The 20,871-nt window shown below is 63.4% G+C and carries 15 protein-coding genes; 3 read left to right on the forward strand and 12 right to left on the reverse strand.

All coding sequences use genetic code 11. The features are described from left to right. Positions 1-140: 140 nt before the first annotated feature. The 12 genes from rpoC to BJA_RS27365 form a co-directional block, all read right to left on the reverse strand. Positions 141-4,337, reverse strand: coding sequence for a DNA-directed RNA polymerase subunit beta' (rpoC, locus tag BJA_RS27310; protein WP_011088158.1), 4,197 nt, complete (start codon positions 4,335-4,337; stop codon positions 141-143). Between the two features lie 131 nt (positions 4,338-4,468). Continuing rightward, positions 4,469-8,587 carry a DNA-directed RNA polymerase subunit beta gene (rpoB, locus tag BJA_RS27315; protein WP_011088159.1) on the reverse strand — a complete coding sequence of 1,373 codons (4,119 nt, stop codon included), beginning with the start codon at positions 8,585-8,587 and terminating at the stop codon, positions 4,469-4,471. A gap of 483 nt (positions 8,588-9,070) precedes the next feature. Beyond that, positions 9,071-9,448: a 50S ribosomal protein L7/L12 gene (rplL, locus tag BJA_RS27320; RefSeq protein WP_011088160.1), complete on the reverse strand. Its 378-nt coding sequence runs from the start codon at positions 9,446-9,448 to the stop codon at positions 9,071-9,073. A gap of 54 nt (positions 9,449-9,502) precedes the next feature. After that, positions 9,503-10,021: a 50S ribosomal protein L10 gene (gene rplJ, locus BJA_RS27325; protein WP_011088161.1), complete on the reverse strand. Its 519-nt coding sequence runs from the start codon at positions 10,019-10,021 to the stop codon at positions 9,503-9,505. A gap of 581 nt (positions 10,022-10,602) precedes the next feature. Next, positions 10,603-11,556, reverse strand: coding sequence for a 2-hydroxyacid dehydrogenase (locus BJA_RS27330; RefSeq protein ID WP_011088162.1), 954 nt, complete (start codon positions 11,554-11,556; stop codon positions 10,603-10,605). 107 nt (positions 11,557-11,663) lie between these two features. Next, the gene (gene rplA / locus BJA_RS27335; protein ID WP_011088163.1) at positions 11,664-12,356 is read right to left on the reverse strand and encodes a 50S ribosomal protein L1; all 693 of its coding nucleotides are present in this window, start codon (positions 12,354-12,356) and stop codon (positions 11,664-11,666) included. Positions 12,357-12,362: 6 nt separating this feature from the next. Next, complete coding sequence (rplK, locus tag BJA_RS27340; RefSeq protein ID WP_011088164.1) at positions 12,363-12,791, reverse strand: 50S ribosomal protein L11; 429 nt, start codon at positions 12,789-12,791, stop codon at positions 12,363-12,365. 131 nt (positions 12,792-12,922) lie between these two features. Continuing rightward, positions 12,923-13,477, reverse strand: a complete 555-nt coding sequence (gene nusG / locus BJA_RS27345) for a transcription termination/antitermination protein NusG (RefSeq protein WP_011088165.1) — start codon at positions 13,475-13,477, stop codon at positions 12,923-12,925. Beyond that, the gene (gene secE / locus BJA_RS27350; protein WP_007611620.1) at positions 13,477-13,668 is read right to left on the reverse strand and encodes a preprotein translocase subunit SecE; all 192 of its coding nucleotides are present in this window, start codon (positions 13,666-13,668) and stop codon (positions 13,477-13,479) included. Before secE ends, nusG begins: the two co-directional genes overlap by 1 nt. Before the next feature lie 358 nt (positions 13,669-14,026). After that, positions 14,027-15,295 carry a class I SAM-dependent methyltransferase gene (locus tag BJA_RS27355; protein WP_011088166.1) on the reverse strand — a complete coding sequence of 423 codons (1,269 nt, stop codon included), beginning with the start codon at positions 15,293-15,295 and terminating at the stop codon, positions 14,027-14,029. An 85-nt stretch (positions 15,296-15,380) separates the two neighbouring features. Next, on the reverse strand, positions 15,381-16,403 hold the full coding sequence (locus BJA_RS27360; RefSeq protein WP_011088167.1) for a lysylphosphatidylglycerol synthase transmembrane domain-containing protein: 1,023 nt from the start codon (positions 16,401-16,403) through the stop codon (positions 15,381-15,383). 12 nt (positions 16,404-16,415) lie between these two features. Continuing rightward, entirely contained in the window at positions 16,416-17,003 is a 588-nt protein-coding gene (locus BJA_RS27365) for an SIS domain-containing protein (RefSeq protein ID WP_231166508.1), read from the reverse strand. 160 nt (positions 17,004-17,163) lie between these two features. Here BJA_RS27365 and BJA_RS27370 point away from each other — a divergent pair, with 160 nt between their 5' ends. The 3 genes from BJA_RS27370 to BJA_RS27380 all read left to right on the forward strand — a co-directional run bounded on the left by BJA_RS27370 (position 17,164) and on the right by BJA_RS27380 (position 20,868). After that, positions 17,164-18,192, forward strand: a complete 1,029-nt coding sequence (locus BJA_RS27370; RefSeq protein ID WP_011088169.1) for an SDR family oxidoreductase — start codon at positions 17,164-17,166, stop codon at positions 18,190-18,192. A gap of 84 nt (positions 18,193-18,276) precedes the next feature. Next, positions 18,277-19,842 carry a PfkB family carbohydrate kinase gene (locus tag BJA_RS27375; protein WP_011088170.1) on the forward strand — a complete coding sequence of 522 codons (1,566 nt, stop codon included), beginning with the start codon at positions 18,277-18,279 and terminating at the stop codon, positions 19,840-19,842. Between the two features lie 24 nt (positions 19,843-19,866). Next, the gene (locus tag BJA_RS27380; protein WP_011088171.1) at positions 19,867-20,868 is read left to right on the forward strand and encodes an NAD-dependent epimerase/dehydratase family protein; all 1,002 of its coding nucleotides are present in this window, start codon (positions 19,867-19,869) and stop codon (positions 20,866-20,868) included. The last annotated feature ends 3 nt before the right edge of the window (positions 20,869-20,871 follow it).

Genomic DNA, 20,871 nt, shown 5'->3' on the forward strand with positions numbered 1-20,871 from the left:
CTCCCCTAGCAGAAGCGCTTTTACGCCTGAAGGAAAGATGAACAAAGGTTGATCCTGCACCGCAACAGGGAAACAAAGCAGCAAAAAGGCCGGCTTGCGCCGGCCTTTTCATTGTCCTCGGTATTCCTACGGATGAACGATCATTCCGCAGGCGGCAGCGCAGGAAGCTCCGCTTCCGGCGCCGGCGACACGACGGCCGCCTGCTTCTCGCGCTCGTCCAGGATCAGCTTGTCGCGCTTCATCGCGACTTCGCGGATCTTGGCCATGGAGGCGCCGGTGCCCGCCGGGATCAACCGGCCGACGATGACGTTCTCCTTGAGGCCTTCGAGCGGATCGACCTTGCCGTTGACCGCCGCTTCCGTGAGGACGCGGGTGGTCTCCTGGAACGAGGCCGCCGAGAAGAAGGAGCGGGTCTGGAGGCTCGCCTTGGTGATGCCGAGCAAAACCGGCGTACCCGTGGCGATCTTCTTGCCCTCTTCCTTGGCCTTCTCGTTGAGCGCGTCGAACTCGATCTTGTCGACCTGCTCGCCGGAGATCATGTCCGTGTCGCCCTGGTCGGTGACTTCCACCTTCTGGAGCATCTGACGGACAATCACCTCGATGTGCTTGTCGTTGATGAGCACGCCCTGGAGCCGGTAGACCTCCTGGATCTCGTTGACCAGATAGGCCGCGAGTTCCTCGATGCCCTTGACCGCCAGGATGTCGTGCGGCGCCGGGTTGCCTTCCACGATGAAGTCGCCCTTTTCGACGACGTCGCCGTCCTGAAGGTGGATGTGCTTGCCCTTCGGGATCAGGTACTCGCGCGGTTCGTCGGTCTTGTCCATCGGCTCGATCGAGATGCGACGCTTGTTCTTGTAGTCGCGCCCGAACCGGATGGTGCCCGCGATTTCGGCGATGATCGCCGCATCCTTCGGACGCCGTGCCTCGAACAGTTCCGCCACCCGCGGCAGACCGCCGGTGATGTCACGCGTCTTGGCGCTTTCGGTCGAGACACGGGCGAGGATGTCGCCCGGCGCAACCTTGGCTCCGATGTCGACCGAGAGAATGGCGTCGACCGACAGCATGTAGCGGGCATCGCCGCCACGGGCGAGCTTGAGCACCTTGCCGTCCTTGCCCTTGACCACGATGGCCGGACGCAGGTCCGAGCCGCCGCGGGTCGAGCGCCAGTCGATGACCACGCGCTTGGCGATGCCGGTGGCTTCGTCGAGCGTTTCCGAGATCGACTGCCCCTCGACCAGATCCTCGAAGCCGATGGTACCTTCGACTTCGGTGAGCAGCGGACGGGTGTAGGGATCCCACTCGACGATGCGCTGGCCACGCTTGACCGTGTCGCCCTCGTCGACGTGCAGGCGCGAGCCGTACTGGATACGGTGCGTCGCACGCTCGGTGCCGTCGGCATCGACGATCGCCACCACCATGTTGCGCACCATCGCGATCAGGTGGCCTTCGCTGTTGCGGGCGATGGCCTTGTTCCGGATCACGATCTTGCCGTCGAAGTTGGATTCGACGAACGACTGCTCGTTGAGCTGCGCCGCACCACCGATGTGGAAGGTGCGCATGGTGAGCTGGGTGCCCGGCTCGCCGATCGACTGCGCCGCGATGACGCCGACCGCTTCGCCGTGGTTGACCGGCGTGCCGCGGGCGAGGTCGCGGCCGTAGCACTTGCCGCAGATGCCGTTGACGAGTTCGCAGGTCAGTGCCGAGCGGATCTTCACCTCCTGGACGCCACCCTGGTGGATGGCATCGAGGTGGCTCTCTTCCATCAGCGTACCGCGCTTGATAATCACCTTGCCCGAGCTGTCACGCACGTCTTCGCAGGCCGTGCGTCCGAGGATGCGCGAGCCGAGCGAAGCGACCACGGTGCCGGCATCGACGATGGCGCGCATCTTGATGCCGAGCTTGGTGCCGCAGTCGTCCTGCGTGATGATGCAGTCCTGCGCGACGTCGACGAGACGACGGGTCAGGTAGCCCGAGTTCGCGGTCTTCAACGCGGTGTCCGCGAGGCCCTTGCGGGCGCCGTGGGTCGAGTTGAAGTACTCGAGCACCGAGAGGCCTTCCTTGAAGTTCGAGATGATCGGCGTCTCGATGATCTCACCCGACGGCTTGGCCATCAGGCCGCGCATGCCGGCGAGCTGGCGCATCTGGGCCGGCGAACCGCGGGCACCGGAGTGAGCCATCATGTAGATCGAGTTGATGTCGGCATCGGCTCCGCTCGCCGTCTTCTTGGTGGCGGAGATCTCCTTCATCATCGCCTTGGCGATTTCTTCCGTGGCCTTCGACCAGGCGTCGACGACCTTGTTGTACTTCTCGCCATGGGTGATCAGGCCGTCGTTGTACTGCTGCTCGAAGTCCTTCGCCAGCGTACGGGTGGTGTCGACGATCTTCCACTTGCCGTGCGGCACGACCATGTCGTCCTTGCCGAACGAGATGCCGGCCTTGAACGCGTTGTAGAAGCCGAGCGCCATGATGCGGTCGCAGAAGATCACCGTCTCCTTTTGGCCGCAGTGACGATAGACTTGGTCGATCACGCCCGAGATCTCGCGCTTGGTCATCAGCTTGTTGATGATCTCGTACGAAATCCGCGGGTTCTTCGGCAGCAGGTTGCCGAGCATGACGCGGCCCGCGGTGGTCTCGATCCAGCGCGTCGAGACCTTGCCGGTCTCGTCCATGCCCTGCCACCGGTACTTGATCTTGGTGTGGAGGTGGATGACCTTCGCGTGCAGCGCGTGCTCGAGCTCGGCCATGTCGCCGAAGATCTTGCCCTCGCCGGGCAGGCCTTCGCGCATGATCGAGACGTAGTAGAGACCGAGCACGATGTCCTGCGACGGCACGATGATCGGCTGGCCGTTCGCGGGATGCAGGATGTTGTTGGTCGACATCATCAGGACGCGCGCTTCCAGCTGCGCTTCGAGCGACAGCGGAACGTGCACGGCCATCTGGTCGCCGTCGAAGTCGGCGTTGAACGCGGCGCAGACCAGCGGATGCAGCTGGATCGCCTTGCCCTCGATCAGCACGGGCTCGAACGCCTGAATGCCGAGACGATGCAGCGTCGGCGCGCGGTTGAGCAGCACCGGATGCTCGCGGATCACCTCGTCCAGGATGTCCCAGACCTCGGGCCGCTCCTTCTCGACCAGCTTCTTGGCCTGCTTCACGGTGGTGGACAGGCCCTTGGCGTCAAGCCGCGAATAGATGAACGGCTTGAACAGCTCGAGCGCCATCTTCTTCGGCAGGCCGCACTGATGCAGGCGCAGCTCGGGACCGACCACGATCACCGAACGGCCCGAATAGTCGACGCGCTTGCCGAGCAGGTTCTGGCGGAAACGGCCCTGCTTGCCCTTGAGCATGTCGGCGAGCGACTTCAGCGGGCGCTTGTTGGCGCCCGTGATGACGCGGCCGCGGCGGCCGTTGTCGAACAGAGCATCGACCGCTTCCTGAAGCATGCGCTTCTCGTTGCGGATGATGATGTCGGGCGCGCGCAGTTCCATCAGCCGCTTCAAGCGGTTGTTGCGGTTGATGACGCGGCGGTAGAGGTCGTTGAGGTCCGAGGTCGCGAAGCGGCCGCCGTCCAGCGGCACCAGCGGACGCAGGTCCGGCGGGATCACCGGAACCACGGTCATGATCATCCATTCCGGCTTGTTGCCGGAGTGGCGGAACGCTTCAACGATCTTCAGGCGCTTGGCGAGCTTCTTGTGCTTGATGTCGGAGTCGGTCTCCTGCATCTCGACGCGCAAGGAGGCCTCGAGCTTCTCGAGGTCCATGCCCTTGAGCAGCTCGCGGATCGCTTCGGCGCCGATCATGGCGGTGAAGGAATCCTGGCCGTACTCGTCCTGCGCCTTCAGATACTCGTCTTCCGACAGCAGCTGACGGTCCTTCAGCGCGGTGAGGCCCGGCTCCAGCACGACGTAGTATTCGAAGTAGAGGATCCGCTCGAGATCCTTCAGCGTCATGTCGAGCAGGAGGCCGATGCGCGAGGGCAGCGACTTCAGGAACCAGATGTGGGCGACCGGGGCTGCGAGCTCGATATGGCCCATGCGCTCGCGCCGCACGCGCGACAGCGTGACCTCGACCGAGCACTTCTCGCAGATGATGCCCTTGTACTTCATGCGCTTGTACTTGCCGCACAAGCACTCGTAGTCCTTGATCGGCCCGAAGATGCGGGCGCAGAACAGGCCGTCGCGCTCGGGCTTGAAGGTACGGTAGTTGATGGTCTCCGGCTTCTTGATCTCGCCGTAGGACCAGGACAGAATCTTCTCTGGAGACGCGATCGAGATCCGGATCTGGTCGAAGACCTGAGCCGGAGTCGTCGGATTGAAGAGATTCATAATTTCTTGGTTCATCGTCTTCTCCTCGCGTGCCGGTCGCCTCCGGCCGCAAATTCGAAAATCACTCAAGCGGGGCGCCCTGCCCTCAAGGCATTGGGAAGGGGCGCCGATGCCCGGCCGCTAAAGGCCGGGCATGAAAGGTCGAATTACTCGGCCGCTTCCGACGTCGGCGCGGGTCCCATCTTGGAGTTGTGCAGGTCGACGTTGAGGCCGAGCGAGCGCATTTCCTTGACCAGCACGTTGAACGATTCCGGAATACCGGCCTCGAACGTGTCATCGCCGCGCACGATCGCCTCGTACACCTTGGTGCGGCCGGCGACGTCGTCCGACTTCACCGTCAGCATCTCCTGGAGCGTGTACGCCGCGCCGTAAGCCTCGAGCGCCCACACCTCCATTTCGCCGAAGCGCTGGCCGCCGAACTGCGCCTTGCCGCCCAGCGGCTGCTGGGTAACGAGCGAGTACGGACCGATCGAACGCGCATGGATCTTGTCGTCGACCAGATGGTGCAGCTTGAGCATGTAGATGTAGCCCACCGTCACCTTGCGATCGAACGGATCGCCGGTGCGGCCGTCATAGACGGTCGACTGACCCGAAGCGTCGAGACCGGCAAGCTTCAGCATCTCCTCGATGTCGGCTTCCTTGGCACCGTCGAACACCGGCGTCGCGATCGGCACGCCGCGGCTCAGATTGTGGCCGAGCTCGATCAGTTCGTTGTCGTTGAGCGACTTGATCGTCTCGTCCTCGCCGTAGACCTTCTTCAAGGTTTCCTTCAGTGGCTTGATGTCCTGCTTCGACAGGTAGGCATCGACCGTCTGGCCGATGCGCTTGCCGAGGCCGGCGCAAGCCCAACCGAGATGGGTCTCGAGGATCTGTCCGACGTTCATGCGCGAGGGCACGCCGAGCGGATTGAGCACGATGTCGGCATGCGTGCCGTCTTCGAGGAACGGCATGTCCTCGATCGGCACGATCTTCGACACCACGCCCTTGTTGCCGTGGCGGCCGGCCATCTTGTCGCCGGGCTGGATCTTGCGCTTCACGGCGACGAAGACCTTGACCATCTTCATCACGCCGGGCGGCAATTCGTCACCGCGCTGGAGCTTCTCGACCTTGTCGAGGAAGCGCTGCTCGAGCCCCTTCTTCGACTCGTCGTACTGCTTCCGCATGGCCTCGATCTCGGCCATCAGCTTGTCGTTGGGCGACGCGAACAGCCACCACTGCGACTTCGGGTACTCCTCGAGCACCGCGCGGGTGATCTTGGTGTCCTTCTTGAAGCCCTTCGGACCCGCAATGCCCTGCCGCCCCTCGAGGAGCTCGGCAAGACGGTTGTAGACGTTGCGGTCCAGGATCGCCTGCTCGTCGTCGCGGTCCTTGGCCAGACGCTCGATCTCTTCCCGCTCGATCGCCAGCGCACGCTCGTCCTTGTCGACGCCGTGACGGTTGAACACGCGCACTTCCACGATCGTGCCCTGCACGCCCGGAGGAACGCGCAGCGAGGTGTCGCGAACGTCGGAGGCCTTCTCGCCGAAGATGGCGCGCAGGAGCTTCTCTTCCGGCGTCATAGGGCTTTCGCCCTTCGGCGTGATCTTGCCGACCAGGATGTCGCCGGCGCGCACTTCCGCGCCGATGTAGACGATACCGGCTTCGTCGAGGTTCTTGAGCGCTTCTTCCGAGACGTTCGGAATGTCGCGGGTGATTTCCTCAGGCCCGAGCTTGGTGTCGCGGGCCATCACCTCGAACTCCTCGATGTGGATCGAGGTGAAGACGTCTTCCTTCACGATCCGCTCGGAGAGCAGGATCGAGTCTTCGAAGTTGTAGCCGTTCCACGGCATGAACGCGACCAGCACGTTCCGGCCGAGCGCGAGCTCGCCGAGATCGGTCGACGGACCGTCCGCGATGATGTCGCCCTTCTTGACGATGTCGCCGACCTTCACCAGCGGACGCTGGTTGATGCAGGTCGACTGGTTGGAGCGCTGGTACTTCATCAGCCGGTAGATATCGACGCCCGACTTGGTCGGATCGAGATCTTCGGTGGCGCGGATCACGACGCGGGTGGCGTCGATCTGGTCGATCACGCCCGAGCGGCGCGCCGCGATCGCGGCGCCCGAGTCACGGGCAACGACGCCTTCCATGCCGGTGCCGACGAACGGCGCCTCGGCGCGAACCAGCGGCACCGCCTGGCGCTGCATGTTCGAGCCCATCAGCGCGCGGTTGGCGTCGTCGTTCTCGAGGAACGGGATCAACGCCGCAGCGACCGAAACGAGCTGCTTCGGCGACACGTCCATGTAGTCGACCTTGTCCGGCGTCACCGGCAAGACTTCGCCGGCGTGACGGCAGACCACGAGGTCTTCGGTGAAGCGGCCCTTCGGGTCGAGCGGCACGTTGGCCTGCGCGACCGTGTAGCGGCCCTCCTCCATCGCCGAGAGGTACACGACCTCGTCGGTGACGCGGCCGTCCTTGACCTTGCGGTACGGCGTCTCGACGAAGCCGTACTTGTTCACGCGCGCGAAGGTCGCGAGCGAGTTGATCAGGCCGATGTTCGGACCTTCCGGCGTCTCGATCGGGCAGATGCGGCCGTAATGCGTCGGATGCACGTCGCGCACCTCGAAGCCGGCGCGCTCGCGGGTCAGACCGCCCGGTCCAAGCGCCGACAGGCGACGCTTGTGGGTGATCTCCGACAGCGGGTTGGTCTGGTCCATGAACTGCGAAAGCTGCGAGGAGCCGAAGAACTCGCGCACCGCGGCAGCCGCGGGCTTCGCGTTGATCAGGTCCTGCGGCATGACCGTGTCGATGTCGACCGAGGACATGCGCTCCTTGATCGCGCGCTCCATACGCAGCAGGCCGATGCGGTACTGGTTCTCCATGAGCTCGCCGACCGAACGCACACGGCGGTTGCCGAGATGGTCGATGTCGTCGATCTCGCCCTTGCCGTCGCGAAGGTCCACCAGCGTCTTGATGACGGAGAGGATGTCTTCCTTGCGCAGCGTGCGCTGGGTGTCCGGCGCATCGAGGTCGAGGCGCATGTTCATCTTGACGCGGCCGACCGCGGAGAGGTCATAGCGTTCGGCGTCGAAGAACAGCGACTGGAACATGGCCTGCGCCGAATCCAGCGTCGGCGGCTCGCCCGGACGCATCACGCGGTAGATGTCGAACAGCGCGTCCTCGCGCGTCATGTTCTTGTCGGCCGAGAGCGTGTTGCGGATGTAGGCGCCGACATTGACGTGGTCGATGTCGAGCAGCGGCAGTTCCTTGTAGCCCTGCTCGTTGAGGGCCTTCATGTTCTTGTCGGTGATCTCCTCGCCGGCCTCGGCGTGGATCTCCCCGGTCTTCGGATTGACGAGATCCTCGGCGAGGTAGTTGCCGACGAGCTCCTCATCCGACAGGCGCAGCGCCTTCAGCCCCTTCTCCTGGAGCTGGCGGGCGGCACGGACGGTGAGCTTCTTGCCGGCCTCGAGCACGACCTTGCCGGTGTCGGCGTCGATCAGGTCGTTGATGGTCGAGTAGCCGCGGAAACGGTTGGCGTCGAACGGAACGCGCCAGCCTTCCTTGGTCCGCTTGTAGAGGATCTTCTTGTAGAACGTGGACAGGATCGCCTCGCCGTCAAGGCCGAGCGCGAACATCAGCGACGTCACCGGAATCTTGCGGCGACGGTCGATACGCGCATAGACGATGTCCTTGGCGTCGAACTCGATGTCGAGCCAGGAGCCGCGATACGGGATCACGCGGGCGGCGAACAGCAGCTTGCCCGACGAATGGGTCTTGCCCTTGTCGTGGTCGAAGAACACGCCGGGCGAACGGTGCATCTGCGAGACGATGACGCGCTCGGTGCCGTTGACGATGAAGGTGCCGTTCATCGTCATGAGCGGGATGTCGCCCATGTAGACGTCCTGCTCCTTGATGTCCTTCACCGACTTGGCGCCGGTTTCCTCGTCGATATCGAACACGATGAGGCGCAGCGTCACCTTGAGGGGCGCCGCGAAGGTCATGCCGCGCTGGCGGCACTCGTCGACGTCATACTTCGGCTGCTCGAACTCGTAGCGGACGAATTCCAGCATCGAGGTGCCCGAGAAGTCGGAGATCGGAAACACCGAGCGGAACACCGCCTGCAGACCCTCGTCGAGACGCCCGCCCTGGGGTTCGTCGACCATCAGGAACTGATCATAGGACGCCTTTTGAACCTCGATGAGGTTCGGCATCTCGGCGACTTCCTTGATGTGTCCGAAGAACTTGCGAACGCGTTTGCGACCGGTGAATGTCTGCTGCGCCATCGTGGCCTCTCATTTCGTCGCCCGCTCTGGGCGCGCCGTCCAGGACGCAGCTGCCGCCGCTCCCCGGGTTGAATTTTTCGAACCCGTTTTGGGGACCAAAAATCCAGTTTCAGGCCGTCATGTCCTGAATCTGTTCTTCAGACCTTCAAAACGCAAAACGACGCGCGGGGCGCATAGGCACGCCCGCCCGTCACAACGATTGTCTTCACGGACTGCAAAAGCCCGAAATAGCCTGCTCTCCCAACGGCTTACAGGGAAATCCCGCATCCCTGCCCACCGCGCTTTCGTGCTGCCGACCCGATATGGGGCGACAATAGTGCAGATTCGAGGGGTAAACCCTCAAATCCCCACACTTTTTCGTGTTCGGCCCGCGTCGGGACGTTCCGTCGCACGCCTTTTGCATCCGGCCCACCCTCGCGAGGGTGGACCAAGATCCCGGGCTTAGCTGATGCTCGCCCGGGATCTCGCGCCAGTAAGCGTTGCTTACTTGAGCTCGACCTTCGCGCCAGCCTTCTCGAGCTGGACCTTGATCTTCTCGGCCTCGTCCTTGTTCACGCCTTCCTTGACAGGCTTCGGCGCGCCCTCGACGAGGTCCTTTGCTTCCTTCAGGCCGAGGCCGGTGATGGCGCGAACTTCCTTGATGACCTCGATCTTCTTCTCGCCGGCGCTGGCGAGGACGACCGTGAACTCGGTCTTCTCTTCCGCCGGAGCGGCGGCAGCGCCACCACCAGCCGGGCCGGCCACGGCGACAGCCGCGGCAGCCGAAACGCCCCACTTCTCTTCGAGGAGCTTCGCAAGTTCGGCAGCTTCGAGCACGGTGAGGCTCGAGAGGTCGTCAACGATCTTCTGCAAGTCAGCCATTGTTCAGTTTCCTTACGTGTAAGTCTGGTTCGGGTTTGAGTTTTGCGAAGGGCGTCAGGCCGCTTCGCCCTTTGAGGCATGAGCCTGGATGACACGCGCGAGCTTGCCCGCGGGCGCGTTGGCGAGCTGAGCGAGCTTGGTCGCCGGGGCCACAATCAGGCCGACGATCTTGCCGCGCAGTTCGTCAAGCGACGGCAGCGAGGCAAGCGCCTTCACGCCGTCGACATTCAGGACGGTCTTCCCCATCGAGCCGCCGACGATGACGAACTTTTCGTTCGCCTTGGCGAATTCGATGGCGACCTTTGGCGCCGCTACCGGATCGTTCGAAGTGGCGATCACGGTCGGCCCCTTCAGCATGGGGCCGATGGCAACGACGTCAGTGCCTTCAAGAGCAATTTTGGCGAGACGGTTCTTCGAGACCTTCACCGAGGCACCCGCCTGCTTCATCTGCTGGCGCAGCTTCTGCATCTGGGCGACGGTGAGGCCGGAATATTGAGCAACGACCGCGACGCTCGTGGTCTTGAAGACCCCATTGAGCTGTTCGACCGCTTCTTTTTTTGCCGCTCGTTCCACAGCAAGCTCTTTCCGGTTGGCGGTCATCGCGAAAGCGGGACCGCCGGGTTGCACCCATCGTCCCGCCCAAACCTGAACCTCAGGGGGCAAACCCTTCGGACACGCCGGGCAAGACGACAATTCAAAGCCTGCCCTCCGGGAACCCGCTAGAGCCCACGGCGTGTCGAGGTCCGAACCAGACCCGTTCCGCAAGCCAGCCCTTAAAGCTGGATGCGAAGTGAAATCCGGTCTTCACCCGTCTATGCAGGCCATGCGATTAAGCCGTTGAGAAATCGAAATTTCCCGCGGGCGCCTGCAGTCTTGGACAGGACAAGGTCAGCCGGCGAACCGCCCGACCCCTGCCCGCATTCCACCAACCGACGGGTTTTCCTTCCTTTTCCGGCAAATCCTTGCGGACGTCCTGAAAAGGAATGATCTCCTGTCTTGTCGGGTTTTCGGAATGCGTGCACGAACGCGCCAGCCGAGGCCGGCACGTCCGGAGGCGGTTCTTTAACCGCTCCGGGCCTGCTTGCCAAGAGCAAAATTCACACCAGTTCCAATCCGTTGCCGGGCGGGCTTGAGATGGCCCAACAAGGACCGATTCAGGCCGATTTGACCGCGTAAGGCAGCGGCTTGCCCGCGAAGAACGCGGTCAAGTTCGCAAGTACACAGTTCTGCATGGCGACGTGCGAGTCCAGGGTGTGGCCGCCGATATGGGGGGCGAACACGACGTTCGGGAGCGCGGTCAGCGCGTCGGGCGTGTGCGGTTCCTGCTCGAAGACGTCGAGGCCGGCGCCGGCGATGGTCTTGTCGGTCAGCGCCGCAACCAGGGCCTTCTCGTCGATGACGGAGCCGCGGGAGATGTTGACGACATAGCCGTCCGCCCCGAGGCGCCCCAGGATATCGGCGTTGACGACGTGCTGTGTCTCGGTCCCTGCCCGGACCGCGATCATCAGCACGCTGCACCAGTCGGCGAGCGCCTCCAGCGTCGGGAAATATTGATAGGCCAGATCGTATTTGCTGCGGCTGAAATAGCCGACCTCGCTCTCGAAGGCGGCGCAGCGCGCGGCGATCTTGCGGCCGATCTCGCCCATGCCGTAGACGCCGATACGGCGGCCGGGCATGCCGGCCTGCGGACGCATCATCGGCGAGGGCTTTGACGCGGCCCAATCGCCACTGCGGACATACTGGTCGGCGACCAGTATCCGCCGCGTCGTCGCCAGCATCAGGGTCATCGCGATATCGGCAACCGAGGCCGCATTGGCCCCCGGGCTGTGGCCGACCGCGATGTCACGCGCGGCGGCCGCTTTCAGGTCGACGCCATCATAGCCGGTGCCGTAGCAGACGATGGCGCCGAGATTCGGAAACAGGTCCATCGCCTCGGCCCCGAGCGGGGTGCCGCCCCCAGTCAGCATCGCGCGAATGCCGCCGAGCTCGTCCGCCGAAAACACCTCCCGCACGGGCTTGCCGCCGGTGTCGAGCATCTCGAACCGCTCGGCGAAGCGCGCCATCATCGTCTTGGGGAAGCGCGAGTAGATCAGGACCTTGTCAGCCATTGTTCTTGTTTCCAGTGAACGCCGCCACAAACGAAGAGGGGCGGAATCGGTTGCCCAATTCCGCCCCTCGCCTCGTGCAATTTCCAAACCTCTAGCCGAGGCAAACCTTAGCCGAGAATGGTGCCCGGCTCGACCTTCACGCCGGGGCCCATCGTCGAGGACACCGCAACGCGCTGGATGTAGGTCCCCTTGGAACCGGCCGGCTTCGCCTTGGAGACAGCGTCAGCCAGGGCCTTGATGTTCTCGACCAGCTTCTCCTCGGAGAACGAGGCCTTGCCGACGCCGGCCTGCAGGATGCCGGCCTTCTCGACGCGGAACTCGACCGAGCCGCCCTTGGCACCCTTCACCGCACCGGTGACGTCCATGGTCACGGTACCGATCTTCGGGTTCGGCATCAGGCCGCGCGGGCCCAGCACCTTACCGAGACGGCCGACCAGCGGCATCATGTCGGGGGTGGCGATACAGCGGTCGAAATCGATCGAGCCGTTCTGCACCTTCTCGACCAGGTCTTCGGCGCCGACGACGTCGGCACCTGCCGCCTTGGCCTCATCGGCCTTGGCGCCACGGGCGAACACGCCGACGCGCAGCGTACGGCCGGTGCCGTTCGGCAGGGTTACGACGCCACGGACCATCTGGTCGGCGTGACGGGGATCGACGCCGAGATTGATCGCGACCTCGATGGTCTCGTCGAACTTCGCCTTCGCGCGTTCCTTGACCATCTTGATGGCTTCCGCGAGCGGGTAAAGCTTTTCGCGGTCAACACCTTCGCGGGCTTTGTTCAAACGCTTTCCGATTGCCATGACCGCTTACCCCGCCACTTCCAGACCCATCGAACGGGCAGAGCCCTCGACCATCTTCATGGCCGATTCGATGGTGTCGCAATTCAGGTCCTTCATCTTCTTCTCGGCGATCTCGCGCACCTGCGCCTTGGTCACCTTGCCGGCCTTGTCGCGGCCCGGCGCCTTCGAGCCGGACTGGATCTTGGCGGCCTGCTTGAGGAAGTAGGACATCGGCGGCGTCTTCATCTCGAAGGTGAAGGAACGGTCCGCATAGATGGTGATGATCACCGGGATCGGGGTGTTCTTCTCTTCCTTCTGGGTCTGGGCGTTGAACGCCTTGCAGAACTCCATGATGTTGAGACCGCGCTGACCAAGCGCGGGACCGATCGGGGGCGAAGGATTCGCCGCACCGGCCGGGACCTGAAGCTTCAGGTATCCGGTCACTTTCTTTGCCATGTATCACTCCTGTTGTGCCGGCATGTCGCCGGCGGTTTCAGGTTCGTGGTCTGGGTCGGATGCGGCTGGCAACCGCCCTCTCCCTCCCACGGCCTCTCTTTGCGCGAAGCCCTCGGCTTCACGCGACCCGATCAGACCTTCTCGACCTGACCGAATTCCAGCTCGACCGGCGTGGCGCGGCCGAAGATCGACACCGCGACCTTCACGCGCGAGCGCGCCTCGTCGATTTCCTCGACCACACCCGAGAACGAGGCGAACGGGCCGTCGGCCACGCGCACGTTCTCGCCGATCTCGAACGACACCGACGCCTTCGGTCGTTCCACGCCTTCCTGCACCTGGTGCAGGATGCGCATGGCCTCGGCTTCCGAGATCGGCATCGGCTTGTTTTCCGCGCCGAGGAAGCCGGTCACCTTCGGCGTGTTCTTGATCAGATGAAACGCCTCGTCGGTCAGCTTCATCTTCACCAGCACGTAGCCCGGGAAGAACTTGCGCTCGGCGTCGATCTTGCGGCCGCGACGCACTTCCGTGACCTTCTCGGTCGGAACCAGCACCAGCTCGAACAGCTCCTCGAGCCCGCGCTGCTTGGCCTGCTCGCGGATCGATTCGGCGACCTTCTTCTCGAAGTTCGAATAGGCGTGGACGATGTACCAGCGCTTGTGGGACAATTGAGCGGTTGCTGTAGCCATCAGTGAATGCCCAAGAGGAAGGTAATGAGGTAACGGATGATCTGGTCGGCGGCGAAGAAGAAGATCGAGGCCACAGCGACCATGACGAACACCATGATGGTGGTGATCGTGGTCTCGCGACGGGTCGGCCAGGTGACCTTGGCGGTCTCCGAGCGCACTTCCTGCAAGAACTTGAACGGGCTGACTGCCATCGTTTGATGTCCAACGTCCGTCGACAGACGCGAATGAATTTCAGGGATCCGAACAGCCGCCGTTGGCCCAGCCCTCTGTCTCGAAGGATGAGCCGGAAACCGGGCTCGATTGTTCGGGGGATTTCAAAGCCGCGCCGGAGATCCGCGTCTAACGGGCCGGCTGCAGGTGGCGGGTATCTACTGCGAACCGGGCCAAACGTCAAGGTCACGGCTCACCCGTCCAGCGTCCCTCGTCCCCGGACGGCCTACGGCAGAGCCCATGCGAATCAACGGTTTACCGGGCCGGGTCGAGCGTCCTCCTGACGCTCGGACCGACCTCACCACCCGCCTCACTCTGACGGCGCCCGCAGGAGGCGCGTCAATCGGCCCGGTCGACCATGGAAATGCCCGGCAACGGCACCACGAACTTTCCGCCGTCAGCGAAATAACCGGCATGCTTGGCCCGGATCGGGTCGACGTAGCGCCAGGCGAACACGACGACGAACGCTGGCTTGCGCTCGTAAAGGGCGGCGGGCGGCAGGATCGGGATGTCGTAGCCGGGGCCGGCCATCACGTTCCCCTTCTTGGGATCGTCATCCACCAGGAAGTCGATCTTGCTCTCCAGGCCGAACTGCGGAAGCAACGTCGTGGTGCCGACGGAGACGCCATAGCCGGCGACAGATTGACCGCGCGCATGCGCGGCATCGGCCATCGCGACCAACTCGTCGCGAATCGCCGCGATCCGCTTCACATAGGGCGCATAATAGGCCGGCTGATCGACGCCGAGCCGGTCTTCCTCGGCGATGAACCGCGCGACCTCCGCCGACGGCTTCTTCGCGCCGCCGGCGCGCTGCACCGTCACGCGGATCGAGCCGCCCTTGGTCCAGATGTGCTGGACGTCGATCACTTCCATCCCGAGCCGCGCGAAGAAACGCGTCAGCGGCTTGATGTTAAAATACGACAGATGCTCGTGATAGACGGTATCGAGCAGGTTCTTCTCGGTGACGTCGACGCCATATTGCGTTTCGAAGACGAACAACCCGTCCGGCGCAAGCACGTCGCGAACCCCGATCACCAGCGGATCGAGATTGTCGACATTCGCGATCATGTTGTTGGCGATCACGACGCTCGCCGCACCGTGGCTTTTCAGGATGCGGTGCCCGAGAGCGTCGGTGAAGAAATCGCCGATGGTCTCGATGCCCGCCTCAGTCGCGCGCCGCGCGATGTCGACGGCGGGATCGACGCCCAGCACCCGCATGCCACGCTCCTTGAAGAAGCCGAGCAGCGATCCGTCGTTGCTGCCGAGTTCGACCACCAGCGAGCCCGGCGCGATTCCGAAGCGGCTGACGACGTCGCTGGCATAGCCTTCGAAATGCTGCCGCAGGCCGAGCGAGAGCGAGGTCGTGTAGACGTAGTTGCGGTACTGGACCTCCGGATTGCCGACATGGAGAATCTGGAGGTGGCCGCAGTCCCTGCACAGATGCAGCGCCATCGGCACCGCGGCCCTGAAGACGGGATCGTCAACGCTGGCGTCCGGCACCTGGAAGTTCGGCGTGCCAATGGGCATGCCGGCCATCGGGACGACCAGCTCTTGCTTGTCCGAGTGACAGAGGCGGCAGGTATGACGGACGTAGAACAGGTTTTTCATCGTGGAACCGGAAAACGGAGAGATGCGCGCAGGTGGGGCAATCCCACCCTGTGAAGATCAGATGGACAGAACTGGTTCAAGCGGGTCAAGGGTGGCTCGATACCTCCTCGGCCTTCGCCAGCCCGTAGTTCGGTGATTCTTCCGCAGCCTTCGCCGCCTTGTCCGCGGAATACGAGCCGCGCTCCGGACTTGCCAGCCAGATCACGCCGCCTGCAAGACCGATGACCACGCTGACGGCACCCAGCAGGAGCGAAACCGACAGCGCCTCCTCGGAAGGAACGCCCGCAAGGCCAAGGCAGGCGACCATGGCCCCCTCGCGAACGCCCCAGCCGCTGATCGAGATCGGAACGGCCGTCAACAGCACCACCGGCGGAATCAGGATGCCGGCGTCCAGCACCGAGAGCTGCGCTCCGACGCCGCGCGCCAGGACGTAGCAGGCCGCTGCCGTCACGAGATGGATGAGGAGCGCCGATCCGAGCAGCAAACCGCGGCACTCGGATCGCACGAGAAGAAATCTGACGAGCGTTCCGAACCGGACGAAGCTTGCGATCGCGGGAAGCGCGATGAGACGCTTCGGCAGGCGATCGAGCGTCAACAGGACCACGGTGCCGGCGACACCCGCCAGCGTCAGCCCGCCGATCGCCAGGATCGCGGCCTCGTTGGACACGCGCGACATCAGGAGCGGCAATCCCGCCGCCATCAGCACGATCAGCCCGATCAACGCCGTGAAACGGTCTGCGGCAACCCCCTTGACCGCCTCCGGCCACTGCACGCCGCGCTGGCGCAGCAGCCACATCCGAACCGCGTCACCGCCGACCGACGACGGCAGCACCTGGTTGAACCAGAGGCTGATCATGAGGATCCGCCAGCCGGCGAACCAGTCCAGCGACACGCCGAGCGCACGCATGATCAGCTCCCACCGGCCGTTGAGCACGAAGGTCTGAAAGAAGATCAGCGCCAGCGCGAGAGCGAACAGGAAGGGGTCGACGGAGACGAGATGAGTCCGCAACCGGCCCAGATCGAGGCCGCGCGCGATATAGGCCAGCACCGCGATCGACAGCAACAGCTTCACCGAAAACAAAGCTGTCTGTTTAAAGCGCGACTGCATCCGATACCCGCCTCAGGACGCCGGGTATTCCGCGCGACCGATGACGAGGTCGATCGCGGCCATCATCCAGAACTGGTGCGTGGTCTCGACAATGTTGTAGCTGCGGCTGTCCACCCAGAAATTGACGTCGCCGAGATTACGCAGGGGATTGTCCGCATTCATGCCCGACATCGTGATCACATCGAGCTTCATCGAACGCGCCTGCGCGACCGCATTGAGAATGTTCTTCGAGCGCCCCGACGAACTGATCGCAACGAGGCAGTCGCCGGCGCGGGCGCTCAGCCGCACGGCGTGCGCGATCCAGTCCTCAAAACCGTAGTCGTTGGCGAGGCACGACATCATGCTTGCATCGCTGAAGCACAGCGCAGGCACCGATGCATTCTTTGCGAGGTCGATCGCCAGATGCGAGGCGATGCCGGCCGAGCCGCCATTACCGATGAAGATGACTCGACCGCCCTGCTCGCGCGTGCGCAACCAGGCCGTGCGGGTGGCAGAGATGCCGGCAAAAACACCGTCGTCAATCGCCGTCGCGCGATGAAGGCGTCCGACGTAATCGTCGAGGAAAGCCTTGTGATCGGGATCGAGAGATTCGGCGGGCATGGCGTGACGGCTCGACTGCAACATGACGCCCTGATACCGGCTATTACTAGCGATTGCAAAGGTATAATACTTGCAAAAGTTGCGATCGGCTGTTAGTCGGCTTCAGGGTTTCACTCAACATTGGCGACGCCCGCAGGGCATTCGCGCTACGGATGTTCCTATGAAATGCATCGTCACTGGCGGCGCCGGTTTCATCGGCAGTCACCTCGTTGATCGCCTCCTCGATGACGGCCACGAGGTGATCGCGCTCGACAATTTCGTCATCGGACGTTCCGAAAATCTGTCGTCGCGCGCCGATTCGAGCCGGCTGAAGATCGTCCGTGCCGACGTCACTGACCGCGAGTCGATCAGCCCGTATTTCTCCGGTATCGATTGGGTGTTTCACCTCGCGGCACTCGCCGACATCGTTCCCTCGATCGAATCGCCGATCCCGTATCACCGCGCAAATGTCGACGGCACGGTCAACGTTCTCGAGGCTGCGCGGGAGGCAGGCGTCAGCCGCTTCGTGTATGCGGCGTCGTCGTCCTGCTACGGCATCCCCGACATCTATCCGACGCCGGAGAGCGCCGAGATCCGGCCGATGTACCCCTACGCGCTCACCAAGAATCTCGGCGAGCAGTGCGTCATGCACTGGTGCCAGGTCTACAAGCTTCCGGCGGTGGCGCTCCGTCTGTTCAACGTGTTCGGGCCACGCCATCGCACCACGGGGACCTATGGTGCCGTGTTCGGCGTGTTCATGGCGCAGAAGCTCGCCGGCAAGCCTTTCACGGTGGTCGGCGACGGCGAGCAGACCCGCGATTTCACCTTCGTCAGCGATGTCGCCGACGCCTTCGTCACGGCAGCGCGTTCCGACGTCTCGCACGAGATCTTCAACGTCGGCTCGGACAACACCTACAGCGTCAACCGGCTGGTCGAGTTGCTCGGCGGCGACAAGGTCCACATTCCCAAGCGCCCCGGCGAGCCCGACTGCACCTACGCCGACATCACCAAGATCAAGCGGGTCCTGAAGTGGACGCCGAAGGTGAAATTCGAGGACGGCGTCGCGACGATGCTGAAGTCGATGGACCAGTACAAGGACGCTCCCCTGTGGACGGTGGACAAGATTGCCGACGCCACCAAGGACTGGTTCAAATATCTCGGTGACGACAGCGATTCGGCGCCCGGTACCCCGCAGAAGGCAAGCTATTGAACAGGTTCGCCGGGTATCATTACCGCGAATCGATCAATTTCGGACCAGCCGGCTGAGGCCGGCCGGCGCTTTTGGGTAACTCACATGGGCAATTCTGCGACAGACAAGGCGGCCGTCCATCCGGCGCCGCACGAGAAGATCAAGACGATCGAGGAACTGGGAGCGGTCGCGCGCGCCGCGCAGGCCGAGGGCCGCACCGTTGCGCTCTGCCACGGCGTGTTCGATCTCGTGCATCTCGGCCACGTCCGGCACATCCTGGCGGCGCGCAACGAGGCCGACGTCGTCATCGTGACCGTTACGGCCGACCGTTTTGTCAACAAGGGCCCCGGGCGGCCGATCTTCCCGGAGAACATGCGCGCCGAGATGCTGGCCGCGCTCGGCACGGTCGACTGGGTCGGCATCAACCAGACATCGAGCGCCGAGCCGATCCTCGATACCGTGCGCCCCGACATCTATGTGAAGGGTTCTGACTACGAGAACCCCGAGGATGACGTCACCGGCAAGATCGCCACCGAGCGAGAGGCTGTCGAACGTCATGGCGGTCGCATCGTCTTCACGCGCGACGTGACCTTCAGCTCGTCGTCGCTGATGAACCGCTACTTCGACATCTACGATCCCCCTTTGCGCGATTACCTCCAGAAGGTGCGCGAAGGCGGTGGCGCCGAACGACTGCTGAAGCTGATCGACAAGATCCAGGACATGCACGTCGTGCTGGTCGGCGACACCATCATCGACGAATACCAGTACGTCACGGCGCTCGGAAAGGCCTCGAAGGAAAACATCGTCGCCACCCTGCTCAAGAACGGCGAGCAATTTGCCGGCGGCGTCATCGCCGCGGCCAATCACGTGGCGAGCTTCTGCAAGTCGGTGGAGATCGTCACGACGCTGGGTGGCAACGACTACCCTGAAGAGTTCATCCGCGCGCATGTCCGCCCGAATGTCACGCTCACGCCGATCCGCGTCCAGGGCCGTCCGACGACCCGCAAATTGCGGTACGTCGAGCTGGGCTATCTGCACAAGCTCTTCGAAGTCTACACCATGGACGACACGCCGCTCGACGAGACCGAGCGGACGGAGATCGACCGCATCACCGCCGAGCGCGTTCGCGGCGGGGATGTGGTGATCGTCACCGACTTCGGTCACGGCATGATCGCCCCCAGCACGATCGACACGCTGATCGCGAACTCCAGGTTCCTGGCGATCAACGCCCAGAGCAACAGCGGAAACCACGGCTACAATCTGATCACGAAGTATCCGCGCGCCGACTACATCTGCATCGACGCGCCGGAAGCGCGCCTGGCGGCCACCGACAAGTTCAACGACATCGCGTCGGTGATCGAGAACGGCCTGCACCGCAAGATCGACTGCAACAACATGATCATCACGCACGGCTCCTTCGGCTGCTACCCCTTCTCGTCGAAGACGGGTGTCGCGCGTGTCCCCGCTTTCACCAAGACCGTCGTCGACACCGTCGGCGCGGGCGATGCCTTCTTGACGATCACGGCGCCGCTGGTTGCCGCGGGCGGCAATATCGAGGACGTCGCCTTCATCGGCAATGCCGCAGGCGCGATCAAGGTCGGCATCGTCGGTCACCGCAACTCGGTCGAAAAGGCCCCCCTGGTCAAGTTTGTCACCGCGTTGCTGAAGTAGCGCAAAGAATTCTGGAGAACGACAGTGATTGATCAGAAATGGAACGTGATGGTCACCGGTGGCGCCGGCTATGTCGGCAGCGTGCTGGTTCCCCACTTGCTGGCCGCGGGCCACAAGGTCACCGTGCTCGACCTGTTCATGTATGGCGAATCCGTCTTCGACGCGGTTCGCAACAATCCGAATCTCCGGCTGATCAAGGGCGACATCCGCGATCAGGCCGCGATCAACGAGGCCCTGCGCGGCAACAACGCGGTGATCCACCTCGCCTGCATCTCCAACGACCCCTCGTTCGAGCTGGATCCGGCGCTCGGCAAGTCCATCAACTACGACTGTTTCCGGCCGATGGTGCGCGCCGCGAAGAAGGCGGGCATCAAGCGCTTCATCTATGCCTCCTCCTCGAGCGTCTACGGCATCAAGGACGAGGCCGAGGTGACCGAGGAGCTGTCCTGCGAGCCGCTCACGGACTACTCGAAGTTCAAGGCGATGTGCGAGACCGACCTTGCCGACGAGGCGGCGTCCGGGTTCGTCGCCTGCACCGTTCGTCCCGCCACCGTCTGCGGCTACGCACCGCGGCAGCGGCTCGACGTCGTCGTCAACATCCTGACCAATCTCGCGGTCAACACCGGCCGCATCCGCGTGTTCGGCGGAACGCAGCGCCGGCCCAACCTGCACATCGAGGACATGTCCGCGGCCTATCTGTTCCTGCTTCAGCAGGACGACGCAAAGATCGACGGAAAGACCTACAATATCGGCTACGAAAACCACTCGCTCATGAAGATCGCCGACATCGTGAAATCGGTGGTGGGCAACAACGTCGACATCGCGGTCGAGCCGACCGACGACCTGCGCTCCTACCATGTGTCCTCGGAGAAGATCCGCCGCGAACTCGGATTTGCGCCGACGCACACGATCGAACAAGCCGTGTCCGGACTGGTGGACGCCTTCAAGGCCGGCCGCCTGCCGAACTCGCTCAACGACCCCCGGTACTTCAACATCAAGATGATGCAGAATATCAGCCTGAAGTGAGCG

The sequence above is a fragment of the Bradyrhizobium diazoefficiens USDA 110 genome (assembly GCF_000011365.1).
Lineage (GTDB): Bacteria > Pseudomonadota > Alphaproteobacteria > Rhizobiales > Xanthobacteraceae > Bradyrhizobium > Bradyrhizobium diazoefficiens.